Origin of the sequence: Bacillus sp. T2.9-1 (assembly GCF_950097965.1) — a bacterium.
GTDB lineage: Bacteria > Bacillota > Bacilli > Bacillales > Cytobacillaceae > Niallia > Niallia hominis.
In genome coordinates this window covers 14,413-38,446 of sequence record NZ_CATNHG010000079.1, presented here as the reverse complement: position 1 = coordinate 38,446, position 24,034 = coordinate 14,413, and the positions used below count along the sequence as shown (strand labels likewise).

19 protein-coding genes are annotated in these 24,034 nt (G+C 34.8%); 8 read left to right on the top strand and 11 right to left on the bottom strand.

Annotation, left to right across the window (positions count from 1 at the left end; genetic code table 11):
• Window positions 1-90: 90 nt before the first annotated feature.
• The gene (locus QQZ16_RS08260; RefSeq protein ID WP_284561276.1) at window positions 91-1,047 is read left to right on the top strand and encodes a glycosyltransferase family protein; all 957 of its coding nucleotides are present in this window, start codon (window positions 91-93) and stop codon (window positions 1,045-1,047) included.
• Window positions 1,044-2,135 (top strand): polysaccharide pyruvyl transferase family protein, encoded by a 1,092-nt coding sequence (locus tag QQZ16_RS08255; RefSeq protein ID WP_284561275.1) that lies wholly within the window; start codon window positions 1,044-1,046, stop codon window positions 2,133-2,135. The genes QQZ16_RS08260 and QQZ16_RS08255 overlap by 4 nt, the downstream gene beginning before the upstream one ends.
• A 201-nt stretch (window positions 2,136-2,336) precedes the next feature.
• Here the strand turns inward: QQZ16_RS08255 and rfbG are convergent, their stop codons facing one another.
• From rfbG to treC, 6 genes are all read right to left on the bottom strand, one after another.
• Window positions 2,337-3,407, bottom strand: a complete 1,071-nt coding sequence (gene rfbG, locus QQZ16_RS08250) for a CDP-glucose 4,6-dehydratase (protein WP_284561274.1) — start codon at window positions 3,405-3,407, stop codon at window positions 2,337-2,339.
• 18 nt (window positions 3,408-3,425) lie between these two features.
• On the bottom strand, window positions 3,426-4,370 hold the full coding sequence (locus QQZ16_RS08245) for an NAD-dependent epimerase/dehydratase family protein (RefSeq protein ID WP_284561273.1): 945 nt from the start codon (window positions 4,368-4,370) through the stop codon (window positions 3,426-3,428).
• Between the two features lie 12 nt (window positions 4,371-4,382).
• Complete coding sequence (locus QQZ16_RS08240; protein WP_284561272.1) at window positions 4,383-7,136, bottom strand: cell envelope integrity protein TolA; 2,754 nt, start codon at window positions 7,134-7,136, stop codon at window positions 4,383-4,385.
• Between the two features lie 26 nt (window positions 7,137-7,162).
• Window positions 7,163-7,906: a sugar phosphate nucleotidyltransferase gene (locus QQZ16_RS08235; RefSeq protein ID WP_048716690.1), complete on the bottom strand. Its 744-nt coding sequence runs from the start codon at window positions 7,904-7,906 to the stop codon at window positions 7,163-7,165.
• Window positions 7,907-8,406: 500 nt separating this feature from the next.
• Window positions 8,407-8,877, bottom strand: coding sequence for a PTS sugar transporter subunit IIA (locus QQZ16_RS08230; RefSeq protein WP_284561271.1), 471 nt, complete (start codon window positions 8,875-8,877; stop codon window positions 8,407-8,409).
• Between the two features lie 117 nt (window positions 8,878-8,994).
• Window positions 8,995-10,677, bottom strand: coding sequence for an alpha,alpha-phosphotrehalase (gene treC, locus QQZ16_RS08225; RefSeq protein WP_284561270.1), 1,683 nt, complete (start codon window positions 10,675-10,677; stop codon window positions 8,995-8,997).
• 808 nt (window positions 10,678-11,485) lie between these two features.
• Here treC and QQZ16_RS08220 point away from each other — a divergent pair.
• Both QQZ16_RS08220 and QQZ16_RS08215 read left to right on the top strand, forming a co-directional pair.
• Window positions 11,486-12,610 carry a GntR family transcriptional regulator gene (locus tag QQZ16_RS08220; RefSeq protein ID WP_284561284.1) on the top strand — a complete coding sequence of 375 codons (1,125 nt, stop codon included), beginning with the start codon at window positions 11,486-11,488 and terminating at the stop codon, window positions 12,608-12,610.
• A 73-nt stretch (window positions 12,611-12,683) separates the two neighbouring features.
• Window positions 12,684-13,523: an STAS domain-containing protein gene (locus QQZ16_RS08215; RefSeq protein WP_031536843.1), complete on the top strand. Its 840-nt coding sequence runs from the start codon at window positions 12,684-12,686 to the stop codon at window positions 13,521-13,523.
• A 129-nt stretch (window positions 13,524-13,652) separates the two neighbouring features.
• Here QQZ16_RS08215 and QQZ16_RS08210 read toward each other — a convergent pair whose 3' ends face one another.
• Both QQZ16_RS08210 and QQZ16_RS08205 read right to left on the bottom strand, forming a co-directional pair.
• Entirely contained in the window at window positions 13,653-14,816 is a 1,164-nt protein-coding gene (locus tag QQZ16_RS08210) for an iron-containing alcohol dehydrogenase (RefSeq protein ID WP_284561269.1), read from the bottom strand.
• Between the two features lie 102 nt (window positions 14,817-14,918).
• The gene (locus QQZ16_RS08205; protein WP_284561268.1) at window positions 14,919-15,524 is read right to left on the bottom strand and encodes a hypothetical protein; all 606 of its coding nucleotides are present in this window, start codon (window positions 15,522-15,524) and stop codon (window positions 14,919-14,921) included.
• A gap of 225 nt (window positions 15,525-15,749) precedes the next feature.
• On the opposite strand from QQZ16_RS08205, the gene pepT reads away from it, so the two are divergent.
• From pepT to QQZ16_RS08185, 4 genes are all read left to right on the top strand, one after another.
• Window positions 15,750-16,985: a peptidase T gene (gene pepT, locus QQZ16_RS08200; RefSeq protein WP_048718783.1), complete on the top strand. Its 1,236-nt coding sequence runs from the start codon at window positions 15,750-15,752 to the stop codon at window positions 16,983-16,985.
• A gap of 197 nt (window positions 16,986-17,182) precedes the next feature.
• Window positions 17,183-17,605 (top strand): hypothetical protein, encoded by a 423-nt coding sequence (locus QQZ16_RS08195; protein WP_031536838.1) that lies wholly within the window; start codon window positions 17,183-17,185, stop codon window positions 17,603-17,605.
• A 204-nt stretch (window positions 17,606-17,809) separates the two neighbouring features.
• Window positions 17,810-18,454, top strand: coding sequence for a ribulose-phosphate 3-epimerase (rpe, locus tag QQZ16_RS08190; protein ID WP_048718780.1), 645 nt, complete (start codon window positions 17,810-17,812; stop codon window positions 18,452-18,454).
• A gap of 561 nt (window positions 18,455-19,015) precedes the next feature.
• Complete coding sequence (locus QQZ16_RS08185; RefSeq protein WP_284561267.1) at window positions 19,016-20,509, top strand: peptide MFS transporter; 1,494 nt, start codon at window positions 19,016-19,018, stop codon at window positions 20,507-20,509.
• Between the two features lie 85 nt (window positions 20,510-20,594).
• Here the strand turns inward: QQZ16_RS08185 and QQZ16_RS08180 are convergent, their stop codons facing one another.
• From QQZ16_RS08180 to nagE, 3 genes are all read right to left on the bottom strand, one after another.
• Entirely contained in the window at window positions 20,595-21,170 is a 576-nt protein-coding gene (locus tag QQZ16_RS08180; RefSeq protein WP_342395199.1) for an RNA polymerase sigma factor, read from the bottom strand.
• A 338-nt stretch (window positions 21,171-21,508) separates the two neighbouring features.
• Window positions 21,509-22,279 (bottom strand): LamB/YcsF family protein, encoded by a 771-nt coding sequence (locus tag QQZ16_RS08175; RefSeq protein ID WP_284561266.1) that lies wholly within the window; start codon window positions 22,277-22,279, stop codon window positions 21,509-21,511.
• A gap of 224 nt (window positions 22,280-22,503) precedes the next feature.
• Window positions 22,504-23,952 (bottom strand): N-acetylglucosamine-specific PTS transporter subunit IIBC, encoded by a 1,449-nt coding sequence (gene nagE, locus QQZ16_RS08170; protein ID WP_031536832.1) that lies wholly within the window; start codon window positions 23,950-23,952, stop codon window positions 22,504-22,506.
• Window positions 23,953-24,034: the final 82 nt, after the last annotated feature.

Below are 24,034 nucleotides of genomic sequence, written 5' to 3'. Positions count from 1 at the left end.
CAAGCTAATAATTGGACAAATTGCTATGGTCCGATTTAAGGGGACAAGAATAGAATATATAGTAAACATTAGGGAAAGGACATGATGCTGATGACATTAAAGAAGAAGAGAAAGATACTTTTTATTACAAAAAACTGGGAAAATGGGATAGAAAGAAATACGTATTATTTATCAGAGGAATTAAAGAAATACGTTGATATAAGAATCTGGGAGGAAGACGGTAATATAAGTGAAATACTACAAATAATGAACTTTCAGCCTGACTTTATCCTAGTAAATGATTTACGTCCTACTCGATCACCACAAGTAACAGGACTAAAGGACTGCAATATTCCATTCGGAATAATTATGCATGATTTAAACTACCAGATGGACCAAAGAAGAGCCTTTATTAAAGAAAATAACGTAAAATACATTTTCACCCATTATAGAGACACATTTTTAGAATGGTATCCAGAATTTAAAGATAAAATGATATGGTTCCCTCATTATGTAAATATCGATATATTTAAAGACTTCAATCAGAAGAAAACGATTGATTATTTAATGATGGGTGCTGTACATCCTACTGTATATCCATTACGTCAAAAAATCCTCGATGAAATGAAAAGTCTACCTAATTTCACCTATCATGCACATCCTGGCTATTTTCACAAACAGTACGACGAGAAATCGTTTAAGGTAGCTAGTAGTTTCGCAAAAGAGCTTAATAAAGCAAAAATGTTTTTTACCTGTGATTCCATTTATCATTATCCTGTAATGAAATATTACGAGACTCTGGCTTGTAATACATTACTATTAGCCTCATGCACGAAAGAAATTAAGGATTTAGGTTTCATCCCCGGTGTCCATTTCATTGAAATAAATGAAGAGAACTTTATGCGGAAAGCAAAATATCACCTAACACATTATGATACATTAGGGAGACGAATAGCTTTAAACGGTTACAAAATGGTCCGAAAAAAGCATTCTGTACAAGTTCGTGCCAAACAGCTCCTCCATCATATCGAAGCGATTCTTTCTAAGGAAGGAGGAAACGAACTGTGAGGATTTTATATCTTGGTTATTTAGGAGCCAATAATATAGGAGACGAAGTTTGTTATGAAGCATTTGCTCAAGCATGCGAAAGATGGCTTAACGAAAATTACACTTTATTTTCCTATCCAATTAGCTCCTCTAAAACACTGAAAGAATTACATGCAGAGAAACCTTTTGATCTGGTCGTCTTAGGAGGGGGCTCTTTATTTCAAGGTAGTTTCTTTATTGATTTAGCCTTAGAAGCAATTGAAATGAAGCTTCCTCTTTATTGCTATGGAACAGGCATTGATTATATGACGGAAGAAACAATAGAATCTTTTAAAAGAGGAGATTTCCAGTTATCGTCTACTTCTTTTAATAATAAAGAGATAAATAAAGAAAAAATAAAAAAAGTGATTGAATACTCCACATTTGCAGGTCTTAGAGGTCCACTTACACACAAATATGTTAAAGCTTTAAATCCATCACCAGCAAGTAATTATCAGATAATCGGTGATGCTGGGATGCTTTTTACTCCTAAAAAAGATGATTATATTCAAAAAAAATACTTGCATGACACTAGCAAAAAAACAATTGCAGTCAATTGGGGTACAACTCAAAATATTTTATTTGGCTATGATGAAAATAAACTTAAAAAACAAATGATTAAAGCTTGTACAAAATTATTACAAAAGGGATATCAAATTGTGATTTTCCCAATGTGGGATATGGATATCCCTCATTGCAAAAGTTTGTATGATAACCTAAAAGAAAAAGGTAACGTCATTTTTATTCCAGAAGTATGCACAGCTTCACAAATTTATCACTTCTTATCACTTTGCCATTTTTCTTTAAACCTAAAGCTTCATGCAAACGTGCTTTCTGCATCTAGCGGTACTCCATTTATTCAATTAGCCTATCGCTCTAAAGGAGTGGACTTCGCAGCCTCCATCCACCAATTACCTTATACAATATTAACAAATACAAATACTCTGTCTGAAACAATTGAAAAGAAAGAATTTTATTTAACAAGCAAAAAGAATCGGAAAAAAATACGTTTAGCAAAAGAAAGAATCGTAGCTAGACATAAAAACTTTATAGCTTCATTGAAAAAATAAGAAAACAGGATATTCCCATGCTGGAATATCCTGTTTTCTTATTTATAGAGGGATGAATACCACTCTTTGATTTATTTTATTATAAATACCTAGCAATACTCACACTTTTTACACAGAAATAAAATAGAAGCTTTCTAACCTTTCTTTCATGTGTAGTGGATCGAACGAAAGGAATCGAATAGCTTCTATTTTTCTGTTATCTTATTTTTCATAATTACTTATCTGTTTTAAACAAAGCTCATACACATCTACTTCTTTATACAATTTATACCATTCTATTGTATAATATACAGTTTGATCAATGTCCCATTTTGGATACCAAGCTAAATTATGCTTTGCTTTATTTATATCCAAGCTAAGAAGCTTTGCCTCATGTTCAGTAGAGTGTGACGTATCTACTTCCCATGTACCATCCTTCCATTGCAGTACTATTTTTTCTACTAATTGTTGCACCGTCGTCACACTATCTGATTCTGGTCCAAAATTCCATCCCTCTGCATATTGTGTTTTTCCTTTATATAAATAAGCTCCTATTTTTAAATAACCAGAAAGCGGCTCTAAAACATGCTGCCATGGACGCACAGATTGAGGGGAACGCACCTTAATAGATTGACCCGATAATAAAGAGCGCACACAATCAGGAATAATTCGATTTTCCGACCAATCACCGCCACCTATTACATTCCCTGCTCGTACAGAAGCAATGAGCTTCCCATGCTTATTATAGGAGTCAATAGGAAAGAAAGAATGCTGATAAGAGGAGATCAATAATTCGCAGCATCCTTTACTTGAACTATACGGATCATACCCTCCCATTGGATCTGTCTCCCGATATCCCCATACCCATTCTTTATTTTCATAGCATTTATCACTTGTTACCATTATTCCCGCTTTAACAGATGGTGTTTTTCTTATCGCTTCTAACACATTCATTGTTCCCATTACATTCACTTCATACGTATATACAGGATCTCGATAGGACTGTTTAACTAATGGCTGTGCTGCTAAATGAAAGACAATCTCTGGCTGATATTGCTCAAAAACAGCTTGAAGCTTAACCGCATCACGAATATCCCCTCTTATGTCCTTCATTTTATTACTCAGCTCAGCCAATTCAAAAAGACACTTGTCACTAATCGGATCTAAAGAATAACCAATTACATCTGCACCTAGCTTCGCTAACCAAATAGCTAGCCAAGAACCTTTAAAACCTGTATGACCAGTTATAAGAACCTTTTTATTTTTGTATATGGTTTGCCAATCAGTTGTCATCGTTACACCTCCGCTCCCTTATTGAAAATGATAATAACTTTTATGCCAGGCAATTGTTTTCTTAATCCCCTCTTCTATAGAAACAGCAGGAGTCCACCCAAGAATTGTTTGAATCTTTGTTATATCCGGTATTGGTGCGTTCCTCTCATTATGCCTTTTTGGAATGGCGCCATAATGAGGAACTTGCTTCGTATCTAAATGCTGATAAATTAAATCAACAAAATATCTTAAAGGATGTGCTTCACCAGAAGCAATATTTAAAATCATATTACTGCTTCCTTCATTTGTGACTCCAAGGATTAAACCATCGACAATATTGCCAACATAGCTATAATCGCGATATTGATCACATGTCGTTAATTGTACCTCTTCACCGCGAAGTACTTTTTCAATAATATGAGAGAATAATTTATGGTTATCCTCCGCTTCTCCAAAAATATTAAATGCCCTTAAGGTGATGATCGGAATTTTATATTCTTGTGCTAATTGATGGGCAATAATTGTAGAGGCTGCTTTCGTACTTCCATATATATCTACTGGTTCTAATAGCATTTCTTCATGAATCTGTTCTTTTTTATCTCCATACTCCGAACTACTGCCAAGACAAATAATTTTTTGGCAATTTATATCCTTTGCAGCAAAGAGAAGATTCATGGTTCCTAATATATTAGTCTCAAAAGCAAGTAAATCATTTCTATTATTTGGATTCGTTCCATAAGCTGCTAGATGAAAAATATAGTCTGGTTGGAATTCATGGATAATACGGCAAATTTCGGGGCGATTTTGAATATTTGCCTCATATATTTTTAATTGAGGCAAATATTCTTGAACTCTCCATGGATTAGAATCTTTTCTAACAATTACAGCAATAGTCGCATTTTCTTTCACTAGCTGTTTAATAAGATGCGATCCAATAAACCCATAAGCACCTGTTACTAACACTTTTTTATTTTTCAATTTCATCGTATTCACCTCTTATAAAGAGGAGATAGAATAGGGATTTTTTGCTGAATAATCAGCAGGTACGTTCGCAAAAAATTCTGGATTATTAGAGAAACTATTTGAGAACTCTTTTAATTTCACTAAATAAGGATTATAGATATTTATTAATATTGGGTCTGAAATACTAACTTCTTCTTGCTTCCATAGATCAAATTCATTCTCATTAAGCATTAATAGACTACCAAAATGGAAGAACATCAATGGGTAATTGTCAATATATACCTTAGTCTCCCTCATGGTTACTTCTTGTTGCGTATTATTTAAGATAAGATTCCATGGCGCAGCATTAATTCCTGGGTTTTTGTTAACTTTTATATTTTCAAATAACTCTGGAATACGATCTAAATACAATTGATCTCCCCATGATTTCCGTTCATCATTATATATTTCAGAGCATTCTTCTAAGCATCTCTTTTTCCACCAATTTAGAATCTTTCTGCTGTTTTTTTCGTTTTTGAATCCGATAAACCCAGCCTGATACTGACCATGGAAATGTTCTAATAAGTCTGTTCCTCGTTGACGACATAGATAGACAGAGTATCTAGCGAAGTCATCTAACACAGAGATAGGGTTGGAGAAGAAATATATATCACTATCACAATAGAAAAGATGGTCAATATCGGAATGAGTGGCTAATAAGTGTTCCACTAATGTCGCTTTTATTGTCCAACAATATTCTTGCAGTGTTCGTTGTTGCTTTAACTCTTTTAATTGCTGTGTCTCAATTGTTTCTATTGGCACTAATGTTACATTTTTTAAATTTAAATTTGATAGGACATCGTTGGTTTCTTGGTCCATCGTACAAATCCATAAGTGAAAATTGTCTATCTGCTTAACCAATGAATCGTACATCGCTAATCCTTTAACTAAATATTCTTTACTAAAAATAGAAGTTAATAGTAAATAATTATTATGCGTAATCATTTTTCTTTTCAATTTAGTGTTATGATACTTTGTCTTTGCCTGAATAAAGTCATTTGTCGAAAGCGTTGCTCGAATAATTCCAGGATAACTATTCTGATACGACGTAATTAATTCCTCTAAATGATCAAGGTATGGAACATATATATAGTTCATAATTTCCTTTTGAATAGTTAATTGATGCATACTCCATAAATCATATTTATTACTATCATAAATAGTTAAACAAGAAAAATGGTAAGCAACTAGCGGGTCATTATTTATGAAAACTTTATCTCCTTGTAGAGAAATTTTAAAATCATTATTGTAAACAATATTCCATGGTGCAGCATTAACCCCTAAATTAGTAGATATTCGAACATTATCATACATAATTGGAAGCTGATCTAGATACTTTTGGTCACCAAATCGGCCATTGTTTTCCACTACACTACACCATTCAAGGCATCTATCCTTCCACCATTGAACAGCTGCCAATCCTGTCTCATCTTTTCTAAATCCGACAATACCTGCCTGATACTTCCCGTACTTTTGCTCTACCCAGTCTAAATCTCTTTGTGGAGTCAAGTAGATGGAAGCAGAGCCCCATTCATTAAAAATACTTTCAGGATTAGAGAAGAAATACATATCCCCATCACAATATAAAACTTGCTCAATATCATTATTTTTAAGAATGTATTCAATTAAAAAAGATTTTAATGTCCAACAATATTCATTTATCATTCTTTCTTGTTTAACAGCTCTTAATTGATCATTCTCTATTTCTTCTACTCTAATAAGATGCATATTTTTTAGATTTTTTTCATTCAAAAACTTGTACGTAATAGCATCCGTACAACAAACCCATAAATTGAAATTCTCACTATTTTTAACTAGTGATTGATAAACCGCCATAATCTTCATACAATATTCTTTACCTGCAATTACACAAAAATTTTGATTGGTGGATGAAATCGGCTCTGTTACAGACGTTTTTCTTACCTCATTTATTTTAGCTGATGCTCGTTTTACTTTTTCCTGTGTGACTGCTTCCTGTCTTGCCTTTTCTTGTGCGGCTGCTTTCTGTCTTGCCTTTTCTTGCGCGGCTGCTTTCTGTCTTGCCTTTTCTTGTGCGGCTGCTTCCTGTCTTGCCTTTTCTTGCGCGGCTGCTTTCTGTCTTGCCTTTTCTCGTGCGGCTGCTTCCTGTCTTGCCTTTTCTTGCGCGGCTGCTTTCTGTCTTGCCTTTTCTTGTGCGGCTGCTTTCTGTCTTGCCTTTTCTTGTGCGGCTGCTTCCTGTCTTGCCTTTTCTTGTGCGGCTGCTTCCTGTCTTGCCTTTTCTTGTGCGGCTGCTTCCTGTCTTGCCTTTTCTTGCGCGGCTGCTTCCTGTCTTGCCTTTTCTTGCGCGGCTGCTTCCTGTCTTGCCTTTTCTTGCGCGGCTGCTTCCTGTCTTGCCTTTTCTTGTGCGGCTGCTTTCTGTCTTGCCTTTTCTTGCGCGGCTGCTTCCTGTCTTGCCTTTTCTTGTGCGGCTGCTTCATCATTGTTTGAAATACCGTTAATTGTGCTTGGATTAGTTTCATTAATCAATTGATTTTGTATAACATTACTCTCTTGTGATGGTGTATCATCTTGTGGAGATGGTAAAGCAAGCATTTTATTATTTTTGTTTTTAGCTCCATTTAAAACTTCAACAAAATTATCTACATGGAATTTTACTGAAACCCCTTTAGAGAATAGTTGAATATTTATAGTAGCAGACTTATCTTCCTTTTCGTTACTGGACAATGCTTTCAAAAAGTCGTTTATGATATTCTTTTTTAGCCATTTCATGGCAGTCCTCTCTCTCCCCTGTCTCTTTATTTTTGTTTCCATATCTTTCTAGCATCTTCTAAATCCTTAGGCGTATCAATAGATATCCATGTTCCTTCATGTAAATAGACAGCCAATTCTCTTTTGTTAATTAGCTTTCTCAAAGGTTCTTCCTCTAACACACAATCTGGCTGCGCAGATAAATAGTGAAAGAATTCCTTATTACAAACAAAAAATCCGCCATTGATCAAGTTATCTAAAATTGGCTTTTCTGTAAAGCTAGTAGCAATTCCATCCTTTATATCAAGTACTCCATATTGATTATTTTTTTGAATACCTGTAAGTGTAACTGTTTTTCCTTTTTCTTTATGAAAGGCAATGAGTGCATCTAAATCAATATCAGATAAACCATCTCCATATGTTAATAGAAAGATATCATCCTGTATAAATTCTTCCAACTGTTTAATTCTCGCTCCTGTCATCGTATCTATGCCTGTATCAATACATGTGATTTTCCAAGGCTCTGTTTTTTCGAGAATGTCATATTGATTCTTTTCTAAATCTATTTTTAAATCATTTTTTTTCCAAGCTAAATTTACAAAATAGTCCTTTATTTGCTCACCCTTATATCCCAATGGCAAAATAAAATCCTGATGTCCATACTCACTATAATGCTTCATGATATGCCATAATATCGGTTTTCCATTAACATCAGCTAAGGCTTTCGGTAAGTTCTCTGTCAAGCCTCTCATTCTCATTCCTTTGCCCCCACATAAAATGACAACTTTCATGCTTTCACCTCTTCTCTTAGTATTTTCATGCCATTATATGTACAGGCCACTAATTATGCATAGGTTGTTTCATTAAGTTTTACAAGATATAGGCATAATTTCTGAGAGAGTGGGAAAAAACTTTTTTTCCCATTACTTTTTTCATATGGAATAAAGTTATTATTACTCCTTACAGGAAGCAAGCCCTGGTTTAAATTAAAGCGATTTCAATCGAATAGTAAACAAGCATTATTGTTTGTTAGATTGGCTAAATAAACATATATCTATTATCACAGTAGTAGTTGGTACTAAAGAACAACAGGATTAGAAATATTCCAAAAATCAACTTCACAAAAAATACCGCCCTACATGTAGGACAGTATAAACTAACATTTTTTTGGCTAAAGATTGATTTTCCCTTTCTTCTTTTATCTTTCAACTGCAGTTTTACCTGAATTTTATTTCAACTTTTCTCTTTATAAAAAATGCTATGAGGCTGTTTCTCCCCATAGCATTTTTTCTTATCCTATTTTTATTTCGTTGCCTTCAACTACTACTTTTTCATTTTCGCCTAGGTTTGTAAATACCATTGGAGTAATAATAGACGGAACCTTTGACTTAATTGCATCAAAATCGATTTCCATTAATTTTTGTCCTTGTTTCACTTTGTCTCCGTCCTTTACAAAAGTAGTAAATCCTTCCCCTTTTAAAGTAACGGTATCTAATCCAACATGGATTAAGATTTCTTTGCCATTATTGTCTGTCATGCTTAATGCATGTTTTGTAGGGAATACATTCATAATTTGTCCATCAGCAGGAGCAACTAAAACACCATTAATTGGATCTACTGCTATACCATCCCCCATCATTTTTTGTGAAAAAACAGGATCAGGAACTTCACTAATATTTAGTAACTTTCCTTCTAAAGGCTGAATATAATTTTGACTAGGCGTTTTATCTTCTTTATTTTTTTTAAATAGATTTTTAAACAAGCTGATTCCCTCCAATTAAAGATTCTCTCAATCTAGTTTAACGCAATAACAAAAATTTTCCCATAAATCTGATTAATGATATTTCCTGCGAGAACCTCCATTCGCAGGAAATAATTCTTACTTCATATAATAAACAATGGATTCATATGGTCTTAACTTAATACTCTCTCCATATGAAGCAGAATCTGGATAGTTAGAAAGAAGAGTTGTACTTGTTAATCCTGTAGTATCAACATGCTTCGGTACAGTAAATACCGCTTCTTCCTCGTAAAAATTATTTATTACGAATAGCTTTTCTTTATCTGTACTACGTAGGTAAGCAAATATTTTATCATCATCAGGAGCAAGTAACTCATAATCTCCAACTGTCACAATATCGTATTCTTTACGAAGGTTAATTAACTTTTGATAGTGATAGAAAACAGAGTCCTTATCCTTTAATGCATTTTCTGCATTCAGCTCTTTATAATTTCTCGCTGTTTCTATCCATGGTGTTCCCTCCGTAAATCCAGCATTTTTCTCTCCATTCCATTGAACAGGTGTACGAGAATTATCACGGGATTTTCTACGTAGGACTTCTAAGATTTCTGCTTCTGGCTTACCACTTGCTTTCAATATATTATACATATTTAAAGATTCCACATCACGGTATTGGTCAATAGATGTAAATTTAGGATCGGTCATCCCAAATTCTTCTCCTTGATATATATATGGAGTGCCCTGCATCATATGAATCGTGGTCGCAAGCATCTTCGCAGATTCCTTATGATATTTCCCATCATTTCCATAACGAGATACAATCCGCGGCTGATCATGGTTACACCAAAATAGGGCATTCCAGCCTCCACCTTCATGCATCCCTACTTGCCAGTTAGATAGAATTTGTTTTAAAGCATGAAAATCCATTTCCCCAATTTCCCACTTTTCTCCGTTTGGATAATCTACCTTTAAATGGTGAAAATTAAAGGTCATGCTTAATTCATTACGTTCTGGCATTGTATATTTAATACAATGCTCTAATGTTGTGGAAGACATCTCCCCAACTGTCATACTGTCATATTTTGAAAAAACAGCTTGATTCATTTCATGGATAAATTCATGCACACGTGGACCATCTGTATAAAACTTTCTTCCATCACCAGGTGCTACTGAACCATCATCATCTGGAAAATCCTGATTTTTTGAAATTAAGTTAATAACATCTAGACGGAAGCCATCTACTCCCTTTTCAAACCAGAATTTCATCATTTTGTAAACTTCATGGCGTAGCTGTTCATTCTCCCAATTTAAATCAGCTTGGGTTACATCAAAGAGATGTAAGTAATATTGATCTGTCTTTTCATCATATTGCCACGCATTCCCACCAAATTTTGACTGCCAGTTTGTTGGCTCCTTTCCATCTTCTTTTCCATCTTTCCAAATATAAAAATCACGATAAGGATTATCCTTAGAAGAGGCGGCCTGTTTAAACCACTCATGCTCTGTGGAGGTATGGTTAACGACAATATCCATAATTATTTTTATCCCTTTTTGATGAGCTTCATTTAATAGCTGATCAAAGTCATCCATATTTCCATATTCATGATGAATGGCATAGTAATCACTAATATCATAGCCATTATCTTTTTGTGGGGAAGCATAAATAGGTGTTAGCCACAGGACATCTACCCCTAATTCCTTTAAATAATCTAGTCTTTTTATTATTCCTTGAATATCTCCTACTCCATTTCCAGTTGTATCTTGAAAACTCTTCGGATAAATTTGATATACTACTGCCTTTTGCCACCATGCTTGTTCCATCTATTACACCACCGATGTGAGAATTATGTCCTTTTCCTTTATCTCAAAAAACGTAATGATTTTAGGAGGCCACTGAAAAAGTGAATTACCTGGTGAATCGGTAGTTACCAAACCTTTCTAACTTAGTGTAGGTTTTTGTTTTCCGAGGCTTACCGCTCGCTTTCCACGGGGCGAGCGCCGAGCCGCTTCACAGCTCACGCTCCTGCAGGGTCTCGGACTTTCTCGCATCTCCCGTAGGAGTCGAGCGGACGCCTCTCCAAACCAACTTATTATTCGCTTTCAAATAAATAAAACCTCATTTTATTTGGAGAACTAGACTTTTTCAGTGCCCTCGATTTTAGTATCTGTGTTTTTTTCCATTAAATTTATTAGAATAAGTTCAAATACCTTATGCTCATCTGCACACAAACCGGTCGACATCATAATGAATATCAACTTTCTTTGATTTAGTACTCTACGCAACACCATAAGAACGAATTTTTTATGTTTTCCTTCCCTTCCATCATAACATGTATATACAAGTTGTCAACTAATTTAGTAATACGTTTTCAAAACATCCTTTTATGAAAAAGATATTGTATATAAACTTGTACGTATAATAAATAAGAAGGATTATACTTGCCACATCATTTTTCACTATTTCCTTGCTAAACTCTATGTTTTCTTTTTCTTGTGCCTCTCACCCGACTTTCCCCCCTTTATCAAAGAAAACATTGGTCTTTTAAGCCTATTTTTGATACGATATCTCTATGATTTTTATTGTACGTATAAGTTAACATCGTTAACTACAATGGAAAGCGGTGAAACAGTGGCACAAACAACAAAATACAATATGGTGAAAGAAAAAATTACGGACTGGATCACTAGCGGTAAAGTGCAGCCCGGAGAAAAAATATACTCAGAAAATGAGTTGGGGAAAATGTTTGGGGTAAGTCGACATACGATTCGTCAAGCATTAGGCGATTTAGTACAGGAGGGCTGGCTGTACAGAGAACAGGGTGCTGGTACTTTTGTTTCCCATCAGCAGATTCCTTCTACACAAATGGCATTATCCCAATCTCAGCTTCCATTAAAGAAAACGAAAAATATTGGTGTCATTACAACATATATATCAGACTATATTTTCCCATCCATTATTAAAGGAATTGAATCTTATTTAACAGATCATGGATATTCACTCACTTTCGCTTGTACGGACAATGATATAAAAAAAGAAAAACAATGTCTTCAGACAATGTTAAACAGAAACATTGACGGTTTAATTATTGAACCGACTAAAACAAATGTCTTCAATCCAAACATGAAGTTTTATTTAGAGTTAGAGCAAAATAAAATCCCTTATTTAATGATTAACCAATTTTATCCACAGCTCTCTCCCCCTCATTTAGTGGTGGATGACGAATATGGTGGATTTATTTCGACAGAGCATTTAATAAAGCTTGGGCATAAAAAAATCATTGGATTATTTAAATCCGATGATTTGCAAGGAATTAATAGAATGAAAGGATTCATACAAGCATATAAAGCTTATTCGATTCCGTTCTTCCCAGAAATGCTGATTAATTATTCTACCGAAAATCAAGTTAAATTTCCCATGGAGCGATTGGCAGAGACTTTCAAAACAGATAATAGACCGACCGCTATTATTTGCTATAATGATCAACTTGCCATCCAAGTAATCCAGTATCTTCGCTCCTTACATTTATCCATTCCAGATGATATCTCCATCATTGGCTATGATGATTCATTCTTAGCCGAAGCCTCTGAGGTTAAATTAACTTCTGTATCCCACCCAAAAATGGATATGGGCTTAGATGCAGCAAAATGGATTGTCAATGCAGTGGAAGAGAAAGGAACTTTACCATTGTCCTATGCGTATAAGCCTAACTTGGTATTAAGAAATTCCACAGGACCTTATCCAAAGACATTATAGAAGTTCATTTGCTCCACATATTAGGAAAGAACATGTATACTATAAATAGATTTATACTTAGGAGTGAGCCGTTTTGAAGGATGAATTAGCTTATATAGGTAACAAAATCATAAAAAACAAGAACATCCTTGCTGAAAATACAAATACATTGCTATCTCAATTTTTACAGCAAACCTCTGATTTATCCTTACCTTATCTAAAAGAAGATATGCATAAATGGAATGCGAAACTCTTTTTCATTTTAGCTGAATCATTAAAGGATAATAAAGATACAGATGAAATACAGCAATGGTCGGAAAAAACTGCAGAAGCATTTGTAAGGAATCATATTCCTTTACAATCCGCCCTTCGCTCCCTATCCATTTATCGAAATGTTATTTGGGACGTATTTACAGAAGAATTGGAGCAGAAGTCTTTTGCACCAATTACTATGTTGGATGTAGGAAAGATCATTGATCCGATTCTCGATGAAATAAGTGCTTATATTGGGCATATTTATGAAGAACATAATACAAAGATAATGAAGCTTGCCTATAATGCATTAGAAGAACTGTCTGTACCAGTTGTTCCAATCGCGAAAGAAACAGCGATTATCCCACTTATCGGCGAAATAGATACACAACGTTCGCAATTAATTTTAGAGGTAGCATTACAAGAATCTGCCAATTTAAAAATCGAATATCTCATTTTAGATATCTCTGGCGTACCAATTGTCGATACAATGGTTGCAGATAATTTATTTAAAGTAGTGCACGCTTTGGATTTGATTGGAGTTAAATCCATTGTCTCTGGAATTAGACCTGAAATTGCTCAAACGATTATTTCTTTAGGAATCGACTTTAGCAAGATTACCACGTGTGCAAATTTACATACTGCTTTAGCTAGTATTGGGTTGAAGAGAGTAATAGAATAAGAAAAAGAGGATGTCTTAAAGTGTTATTGTAATAAATAACTCTGCTAAGACATCCTTTTTTTATGCTGTATAACGCTCTTTTTCAATTTCTTTTAATGATTTTCCTTACTTGGAAGCCAAATGTTATTATTATAAAATCTCTTTAAACATAGAAATGACTTCTTCCTTTGTAGGTTGGAATGGATTTCCTGGAGCGCATGCATCTACTAATGCAAAATTCGCTAATTTATCCAAATCAACCTCATCTACACCTAATTCTGATAATTTTGCTGGAATTCCTACTGTTTGGCAAAGCTTTATTATGGCAGCAATTACTTCCTCAGCACACTGGCTATCCGTTTTTCCTTCAATAGAAATACCAATCGCTTTAGCTATTGCAGGAAATTTATGAGGATCCCGTCTAGCATTTTCTCTTTCCACGATAGGTAAGAGCATAGCATTGCATACACCATGTGGTAAATCATATACGCCCCCTAATTGATGTGCCATTGCATGAACAAATCCTAAACCTGCATTATTAAATGCCACACCAGCTAAGAACATAACATATACCATCTGTTCACGGGCTTCTATATCATGTCCATCCTTAACTGCACGCGGTAAATAAGTGAATATCTTCTCTACTGCAGCTAAAGCGGTAGCATCGGTTACTGCATATGCTCCCGGAGTAACAATTGCTTCTATCGCATGTGTTAAAGCATCTATTCCTGTTGCAGCTGTTAATGCAGCAGGCTTATCCACCATTAGCACAGGATCGTTCACAGATATTGTTACAAGGCAATTTTTATCCACCATCACCATTTTGACTTGTCGTTCCTCATCTGTAATGACATAGTTAATGGTGAATTCACTGGATGTTCCAGCAGTTGTGTTTATCGCTACAATTGGTACTGATTTTTTTGAAGTTTTTCCTACACCTTCGTACTCCCTAATATCTCCACCATTCGTTACATAAAGTCCAATTGCTTTTGCTGTGTCTTGAGGAGATCCTCCACCAACAGATACAATAAAATCACATTCATTTTCTTTGTATGCTTCTACTCCTTTATATACATTTGCTGTTGTCGGATTAGGTTTTACTTCTGCATAAACAACATACTCTATCTCTGTTTCGTCGAGTACTTTTTTTACTTTTGCCACAATCCCGCTTTTATTTAGGAAAGCATCGGTTACCAATAGTGCTCTTTTTACGCCTAATTCTTCTATTTGTGGTCCTACTTCCTGTAGACAACCTCTTCCCATTAAATTCGTACTTGGAACATAGTTTTTACACTTGACTATATTTAAAGACATAGATAACCATCATGAGAAAGTAGCTTTATTTAAGGGGCTAACTTAGAGATTGTTCTTCTTTACATATTTTTCCATTTAGTTTTATCCCGCCTTCTATCGACCTTATTTCCCCAGCATATCAAGTGTTTCTTCTACTCCTACAGCATAATCTTCAAATATACCATTTTTAATTTTTAGCATTGTTGGGGTGCCAGTAATTTCAATTTCCTTCGCGGTTTCTGGCGCTTCATTGCCGTAGGCTGTATTATGTGTGGCAATAATTTGATTATCCTCATTTGCAACAACCCCCCAGGCAATATTTTTATCATTTTGGAAGTCCTCTATATTTATTCCATCATTCCAAACTTCTTTTCCGTCCACTATTTTACCTATTATTTTGTCATACTCTTTATGGTGGGCTTCCCAGTCATACCAGATAGATTCATTCTTTTCTTCCTGCATATCGACAATATAAATTGGAACGTCTCCACTGTTGCTAAACTCAATAACATCCTCTTCAATTTGCTTACAATATGAACAGGTTGCTTGCCAAAAATAAACGATATATTCCTCATCTTGCTGATTGAATGTAGAGGATGCTTCTATTTTCGTTAAATCCTCAATAGCATTAATACGATTACTGTTTAACAACCAGATAGCTGCAAAACAAACAATCAAGATTACCGCAATCACTATGAAAATAATCATTGGTCTATTTTTTTTCTTCATTTATAAATCTCCTTCACTACAATAAGTAATACCTATATTCTATCTAAAAAGCCACCCCAATAAATCATCAAACCAGCCACAATTTCAACATAATTGTGAACAAGTCTTCTCCATTGATGGCTTTATTCTAATTGCAACGAAAATGTTAGCAGCAAATTCACTATATTCGTATTATTCATTCCTTCTATGATAAAATCAGAATATCTTGAAAAGGAGTTGAATACCGTGAAAGAAAATATAATAAATCGCTTTATATCATATGCTGTTGTTGATACACAATCGAATGAGAACAACGCAGAATGTCCTTCTACTCCAGGACAGTTAACACTAGCTAATTTATTAGTAGAAGAACTTAAAGAAATTGGATTAGATGAAGTAACTATTGATGAAAATGGCTATGTGATGGCTACTTTGCTAGCAAATACGAATAAAAAAGTTCCAACCATTGGTTTTCTTGCTCACTTAGATACTGCTACTGATTTCACAGGAAAAAATGTACGTCCACAAAGAGTAGAAAATTATGATGGGCAAGATATTATATTAAATGAAGCTTTACATATCGCTTTATCTCCAAACGATTTCCCTGAACTAAAGAATTATGTGGGGCATACTTTACTTACGACAGATGGAACTACCTTACTTGGTGCAGACAATAAGGCTGGTATTGCTGAAATTGTCACTGCCCTAATTTACCTAAAGGAAAATCCCGACATTAAACACGGAAAAATCAGAGTTGCTTTTACCCCGGATGAAGAAATTGGCAGAGGTCCTCATAAATTTAATGTAGAAGCCTTTGATGCTGATTTTGCTTACACAGTTGACGGTGGCCCCTTAGGCGAATTGCAGTACGAAAGCTTTAATGCTGCTGGAGCCAAGATTACAATAAGTGGAACAAATGTGCATCCAGGTACAGCAAAAGGGAAAATGGTTAATAGTATAAAAATTGCAATGGAATTACAAAGTCGCCTGCCAGCAAGTGAGGCACCTGAATTTACAGAAGGATACGAGGGCTTTTATCATCTACTGTCCTTTGAAGGAGATGTTGAAAAGACAAATCTCCATTATATTATCCGTGATTTTGATCGTAATTCTTTTGAAGAAAGAAAAAATGTTCTACAAGAAATTGTGGTCGAATTAAATCAAAAATATGGCGATAATACGATAAAGTTAGACTTAAAGGACCAATACTACAATATGCGCGAAAAAATAGAACCAGTAAAAGAAATTGTTGATGTTGCCTACAAAGCAATGGACAATCTCGGTATTAGCCCTATTGTCCAACCAATTCGTGGTGGAACTGACGGCTCCCAGCTCTCTTATATGGGACTACCGACCCCAAATATATTTACAGGTGGCGAAAATTTCCACGGCAAATATGAATATGTATCTGTTGACAACATGATAAAAGCGACAAATGTCATTGTAGAAATTGCTCGCTTATTTGAAGAACGAGGAGAGTAATAGGGAGAAGGCTATATGCCTTCTCTTTATAGTTTGCTAGATAATTTTTTAATAGTCACCCATTTCGCACCAGATGTTTATTTCGGATTTCGAATTAAATTTTGTACTTTTAATAGTTTAGTATATAATGATTCAGTGCCAAAATCCCTATATTCCATGGATTTAGGGTTGAAAGAAAAGATTAGAGGAGTTTTGCAATGAATACAATCAGTAAAATGCAAGAAGAAGTTACACAAAATACAGAGTTACATCACTTTATTTTAGAATCCTTTGGACTTCAATCCAAGAAAAAGAGAGTGCGCAAAAAACTGTTTAAACAAGTAATCTCTCAAGAAAAAATCCTAAAAAAAGTAGTGAAAGAATTTAAACTAGCAGGTCAAGAGCAGTCAATTCCAACTGCCAAACAGGAAGAAAGCAATATATCCTTTAATAGCCTGCCAATAACTACTTTATTAAAAATCGGAAAAGAATTTTTTAAAGAGGAAGAAAGTGTTCGTTTTTACTATAATAAAAACAAAGAACCTTTCTATAAAAATAAAGAAATGTTAGTTACTTGTATTTCCACAAATTTTGCAGATGCACCTGCTGAAATTCAAAAAGAAATCATCAATAAATTATAATTCTTTACATTTCATGATTCATTTTTTAATAGCCACTTCCTCTCATCCTCCTAAATTATGAAGTGGCTACTATTTTTTATTCCCTCTTTCCCCATGCAATAGTGCTACCGCTTTTAATTTTCTTGTTCCATATCTCACACTCTGCTATAATTTTCATGTGTATATTATTGCACTTATATTAGACTAGAAAGAGGAGGAATACATATGATTAAAGTTGCACCCTCCATTCTCTCCGCTAATTTTGCGAAGCTAGGAGAAGAAGTAAAAGACGTTGAGCTAGGTGGAGCAGATTATATCCATGTAGATGTCATGGATGGACATTTTGTACCTAATATTACGATTGGCCCACTTATTGTAGAAGCAATCCGTCCAGTTACAACTTTACCTTTAGATGTTCATTTAATGATTGAAAATCCTGATTCTTATATACCACAATTTGCAAAAGCTGGTGCTGATATCATCACAGTACATGTTGAGGCATGTCGCCACCTGCACCGTACTATTCAATTGATTAAAGAAAATGGGGTTAAATCAGGCGTAGTATTAAATCCAAGTACTCCTGTAGATACAATCAAACATATCATCGAAGATATTGACATGGTTCTATTAATGACCGTTAATCCTGGTTTCGGTGGACAAGCATTCATCCATAATGTACTTCCAAAAATTAGAGAAGTTCGTCAATTGGCTGATCAACTAAATCCGGCACTTGATATTGAAGTGGACGGTGGTATTAATGCCGAAACGGCAGTATTAGTGAAAGAAGCAGGGGCAAATGTTCTTGTTGCTGGATCATTTATTTATAATAATCCAAATCGTGAAGAAGCAATTAAGGCTGTACGTGGATAAATAACATGAATTTATCATCGTGGGCGTTTTCCTTTCCCTCACTGATGATAAGTTGTTAATTGAATTTTTTAGTCAGTAAGACAGTTCATTAGTGGAGACTTCCGAATTAATTGATAACAAGAGGCTGGGACAAAAGTAAATAGCCACTATCACAGCTTTTATAAACCAATAAAAAAACCTGAACAAGCATATGGAACTATGATTGTTCAGGTTTTTCTATAGCAGGAATCTTCTTTCCTTTTTATCTTTCGCCTTTCTCCTCAAAGTGAATCTATCACTTAATCTTGCGAACACTACCTCGCACTTGATAATTGCAATCATCAATTTTTAGATTATTTGACTATTTCTCCTTTCCATTCACTCACAAATCGTATCAAATACTAGTAATCCTTCCTCAATTATTATATTAGAAATGCTTATTCTATTCTAAAAATAGAGATTATTAAGACTTTAATAGTATATCCTCCTTATATTTACCTATATTAAAGCAGAAATAAAAATTTTTTTGACAAATCTAGCACCTTTTCAGTATTATATTAAAATAATAGAGGAGGTTTCATGATGTCAGAACTAAATAAACAGAAAATTGTGGACAGTGTTCCCCAAAAGGGATTTTTTGGGCACCCTAAAGGATTATTCACTCTTTTCTTCACAGAATTTTGGGAGAGGTTTTCTTACTATGGAATGAGAGCCATCCTAGTTTATTATATGTATTACGAAGTTTCTAAAGGCGGATTAGGTATCTCTGAAGGAACAGCAATAGCTATTGTTTCCATTTACGGTTCCCTTGTTTATATGTCGGGTATAATCGGCGGATGGTTTGCTGATAGAATTTTTGGTACGTCTATGGCCGTTTTCTATGGTGGTATTTTCATCATGCTTGGTCATATTGTTTTAGCCGTTCCAGGAAGTATTACCATGTTCTTTATTTCGATGGTCTTAATTGTTATCGGAACAGGTTTATTAAAACCCAATGTATCAAGTATTGTTGGGGAAATGTATAGTCCAGAGGATGCTCGACGTGACGCCGGATTTAGTATTTTCTACATGGGAATAAATCTTGGTGGATTCCTAGCACCGATTATTGTCGGAGAGATTGGAATGAATTATAGCTTCCATCTTGGTTTCGGACTTGCTGCAGTAGGGATGTTATTAGGTTTAATTGTATTTATGATGACTAAAAAGAAAAACCTAGGTCTTGCTGGTACAGTAGTGCCAAATCCTTTGTCAAAAGAGGAAAAGAAAAAAGTTTATTCTTCCATCGGAATTGGTGTAGTTGTCCTTGCCATTATTCTTGCTATTACTATTTCTTTAGGAATATTAACATTTGATTCTTTCATCACAATTGTTGGAATTCTTGGTTTCTTAATTCCCGCTATCTATTTCACTGTTATGTATCGCAGTCCCAAGACAGATCGTGATGAGCGTTCCAGATTAATTGCATATATTCCGTTATTCTTAGCTGCAGTTATGTTTTGGGCTATCCAAGAACAAGGCTCCACTATTCTAGCTACCTATGCAGATAAACGAACACAATTAGAGTTTGCTGGATTAAGTCTTTCACCGACAATTTTCCAATCCATCAATCCGTTGTTTATCATCATTTTTGCTCCAATATTTGCATGGATTTGGATGAAGCTTGGTAATCGACAGCCTTCTGTTTCTAAGAAATTTTCGATTGCTTTATTATTTGCAGGTTTATCCTTTATCATTATGATGTTACCTGCCTATATTGGTGGAGAAAATACACTAGTAAGTCCATTATGGTTAGTATTAAGCTATTTCCTTGTAGTTGTTGGAGAGCTATGTATATCTCCAGTAGGACTATCCGCAACTACAAAGCTTGCGCCTAAAGCCTTCTCTGCACAAACAATGAGCTTATGGTTTTTATCTAGTGCAGCTGCTCAAGCACTTAATGCACAAATCGCACCATTATTTACAAAAATATCGGAAGTTGCCTATTTCGGTATTTTAGGCGGAATAGCAATCCTCTTAAGTATTATCCTTTTCTTGTTATCACCAATGATTCAGAGCAAGATGAAGGGAATAAAATAACATATAAAGACAAGTGGGGGTTTATCCTCCACTTTTTTTTACCTCTGCTTTCCATATACACTAAACGTGGAGTGGTAATGCTCTGTTAACTCTCTATTTCTACTTTATGTCCTCCTATTGAAATTCCATCTACATTTTTTGAACTTACTAGACTTCTTTGAAGTAATTTTAAGGCACGATGCTGTGTTGTCTTCACCTTGCTTTCAGACCATCCTAAATTTAATGCTGTTTCTACAATACTCATGTCTTTTAAATATCTACAATAGATTACCTTTTTTTGATCTACCGTACAGCATTTTAGTAAATGATTCAGCCAATCCAGTTGTTCTTTATATAGTGCCATTTCCTCAGGAAGTGCCTGTTCATCTTTTATATGAATGGGAATTTCACAATCAAAGGAATAAGAATTTTTTTGCTTTCGAAAATGATCGATAGCGATATTTTTTGCAATTGTATATAACCAAGTTCTTTCACTACTTTCTCCTTTAAAGGAGCATTTTGTTTTAAGAACTCTGATAAAAACTTCCTGAACTAAATCCTCCGCCTCCTCTTTTTTTACTCCTAAATATATTAAAAAATGAATTAACTCTTGATTATATTGTCTATAGAGCTCATCAATCGAACCCATTTCTCCCACTCCCAACAAAACCAGTGAATCCATGGAAAGATAGCAAATTAAAAAATCTTCATTTAAATTAATGAGAGCAATAATAATTTAATGCATACAATTTATTTCTTCATTTAACTTCCTCATTAAGTTGTTACTATCTCGATAGTGTTTATTCATTAGATTTGTTACAAAATAGTTTCCAAATCAACTTTTGTAACATTAATGAAATATATTATACATCTTATCGTAATAAAAGTCCCATATTTTTCATTAAATTTCTGCTATTTTTCTATTTCTTTTTAGCTCTCTTCCATCAAACCGTTGCGTCTACTATTATTTTGTTAGGAAAACTCAAAAGATTCATAGTCTTTTATAGGAGAAGCAAAGCATTAATGCTTTGCTTGTTTGAAATTTTGAATGCTTATATCAGACTGAAGGAGCGTGTTTCTGATTGTTTTTACGATAGATAAGCCCTCGTTTGAATCTCCGTGAATACAAATTGTATCTGCTTGAATCGGTACCTCTTCTTCTTGAACTGAGACAACCTTTTTCTCCTTGACCATATGAAGTATTTGCTTTGCTGCATAATTTGGATCATGTATAAGCGCTTGTTCCTGTGTACGTGGAGTTAAGCTACCATCTGACTGATAGGTGCGGTCTGCAAATACCTCATTGGCAACATTTAAGCCATATCGCTTACCTGCCCTGATTATTTCACTATTCGCTAATCCAAAAAGGATATATTCAGGATTCACCTTATAAACCGCTTTAGCAATAGCCTCTGCAAAGTGGATATCCTTTGCTGCCATATTGTATAATGCACCATGGGGTTTTACGTGCTGCATGGCTCCCCCTTCTGATTTCACAATTGCCTCTAATGCCCCTATTTGATAAACAACAAGATCATAAATTTCATTAGCTGATATATTTATTTCTCTTCTTCCAAAGCCTAGTACATCATTAAAGCCTGGATGTGCTCCAATCGCAACTTTATTCTCAAGCGCAAGCTTTACCGTTTTTCTCATGGTCGTTGGATCTCCAGCATGAAAGCCACAGGCAATATTAACACTTGTCACAAATGGTATAATCCCTTCATCATTCCCAATACGATAAGCACCATAGCTTTCTCCTAAATCACAATTAATATCAATAGACGACATAATGGCTCGCTCCTTCCACTTTTATATTCAACATTTAATGTATTTTCCTATCTATGGTGATTCTAGATAACCGACAGTTAAACCTGCTAATTTCTCAGTTTTCTTAAGTCTACAAAAAATGCGGTAGTCCTAAAAAAGAGGGACCACCGCATTTGAATTTCCATTAGAAGATTCTTCTTTAGACTATTATTTTCAACTAGGGCTGTTTCACCTTCTAATGTTTATTACTCTCTAATCTTTTCAATCTCATCTGCAACAAATTGAACTTGTGTTCCTACAATTACTTGAATGCTTGTTTTTCCCACTATATTGATCCCTGGTACACCGGTTGCTTTAATTTTCTGTTGATCAACAGCATCCATGTCCTTCACTTCAACCCGTAAACGTGTTACACAATTATCAACAGAAGTGACATTATTGTCGCCACCAAGACCTTTATAAATTTCAGAAGCCATCACAGCAAATTTATTATCTGTAGTCACTGCAACCTGATCTAATGATTCATTCACTAACTCATCATCTTCTCTTCCAGGTGTTTTAAAATTAAATTTAGTAATAAGAAAACGGAATAATGTATAGTAGATAACGGCAAATACTAGTCCTTGAACCATTAGCATATATGGATTATTTGCTAGCGGCAAACGTGAACTTAAGAAGAAATCAATAAATCCACCACTAAATCCGAAGCCTGCTGTCCAATGAAAACTTGCGGCAATAAAAAGAGAGAGACCTGTTAATGCTGCATGAACTACATAAAGGGCAGGTGCTGCAAACATAAATGCAAATTCAATTGGTTCTGTAACTCCTGTTATAAACGCTGCTACCCCTGCTGCAAGCATCAAGGAAGCCACTTGTTTTTTTCTTTTTGTTTTTGCAGTATGATACATAGCAAGCGCTGCTGCTGGAAGTCCAAACATCATCACTGGGAAGAAGCCCGCTTGATACATACCAGTTACACCTTTTACCCCATTATTAGACCAGAAATTATTAATATCGTTAATTCCTGCAATATCAAACCAGAATACAGCATTTAAGGCATGATGCAACCCTGTTGGAATAAGTAGTCGGTTAAAGAAACCATATATACCAGCACCAACTGCTCCAAGCTTACTAATTGCTTCACCAAAAGAAACAAGTCCTGAAAAAATTGCTGGCCAAACAAATAATAAAATGACGGAAATGATTAGCATCGAAACAGCACTAAGTATAGGAACAAGCCTTTTTCCGCTAAAGAAGGCAAATGCTGTTGGGAGCTGTGTCTTACTAAAACGATTATACAAAGCTGCAGCAACAGCACCTGCTAATATACCGATAAATGCATTTTCAATTTTAGAGAAAGCCAAGTTCACCTCTTCTACAGGAATCCCTTGTAACATTGCTACAGAAGCAGGAGATAGCAAAGTTTTCACAACCAAATAGGAAACTAAACCACTCATAGCGGATGCGCCATCTTTATCTTTTGATAACCCTAGCGCAACTCCTATTGCAAATAAGATTGCTATATTATCTAATATGGACGAACCAGCTTTAATAAAAAAGGATGCAATTGGGCTTTCGGCTCCCCATCCACTTGGATCAATTGCATAACCAATACCCATTAATAACGCTGCTGCTGGTAAAACAGCCACTGGCAGCATTAATGCACGCCCGAGCTTTTGTAAGTATGATTTCATTTAACTTCCCCCTAAAAATAATTAAATAAGTTAAAATAATGCCACCAACTACTGCTGTTTTATAAGATAAAATCTCTCTATT

What these genes read in the sequence shown, in the direction of transcription:
- QQZ16_RS08260 (WP_284561276.1), top strand. Translation starts at nt 91, where the DNA reads ATGACATTAAAGAAGAAGAGAAAGATACTTTTTATTACAAAAAACTGG.
- rfbG (WP_284561274.1), bottom strand. Translation starts at nt 3,407, where the DNA reads ATGACAACTGATTGGCAAACCATATACAAAAATAAAAAGGTTCTTATA.
- QQZ16_RS08245 (WP_284561273.1), bottom strand. Translation starts at nt 4,370, where the DNA reads ATGAAATTGAAAAATAAAAAAGTGTTAGTAACAGGTGCTTATGGGTTT.
- QQZ16_RS08240 (WP_284561272.1), bottom strand. Translation starts at nt 7,136, where the DNA reads ATGAAATGGCTAAAAAAGAATATCATAAACGACTTTTTGAAAGCATTG.
- QQZ16_RS08235 (WP_048716690.1), bottom strand. Translation starts at nt 7,906, where the DNA reads ATGAAAGTTGTCATTTTATGTGGGGGCAAAGGAATGAGAATGAGAGGC.
- treC (WP_284561270.1), bottom strand. Translation starts at nt 10,677, where the DNA reads ATGGAACAAGCATGGTGGCAAAAGGCAGTAGTATATCAAATTTATCCG.
- QQZ16_RS08210 (WP_284561269.1), bottom strand. Translation starts at nt 14,816, where the DNA reads ATGTCTTTAAATATAGTCAAGTGTAAAAACTATGTTCCAAGTACGAAT.
- QQZ16_RS08205 (WP_284561268.1), bottom strand. Translation starts at nt 15,524, where the DNA reads ATGAAGAAAAAAAATAGACCAATGATTATTTTCATAGTGATTGCGGTA.
- QQZ16_RS08195 (WP_031536838.1), top strand. Translation starts at nt 17,183, where the DNA reads ATGAATACAATCAGTAAAATGCAAGAAGAAGTTACACAAAATACAGAG.
- rpe (WP_048718780.1), top strand. Translation starts at nt 17,810, where the DNA reads ATGATTAAAGTTGCACCCTCCATTCTCTCCGCTAATTTTGCGAAGCTA.
- QQZ16_RS08185 (WP_284561267.1), top strand. Translation starts at nt 19,016, where the DNA reads ATGTCAGAACTAAATAAACAGAAAATTGTGGACAGTGTTCCCCAAAAG.
- QQZ16_RS08180 (WP_342395199.1), bottom strand. Translation starts at nt 21,170, where the DNA reads ATGGATTCACTGGTTTTGTTGGGAGTGGGAGAAATGGGTTCGATTGAT.
- QQZ16_RS08175 (WP_284561266.1), bottom strand. Translation starts at nt 22,279, where the DNA reads ATGTCGTCTATTGATATTAATTGTGATTTAGGAGAAAGCTATGGTGCT.
- nagE (WP_031536832.1), bottom strand. Translation starts at nt 23,952, where the DNA reads ATGAAATCATACTTACAAAAGCTCGGGCGTGCATTAATGCTGCCAGTG.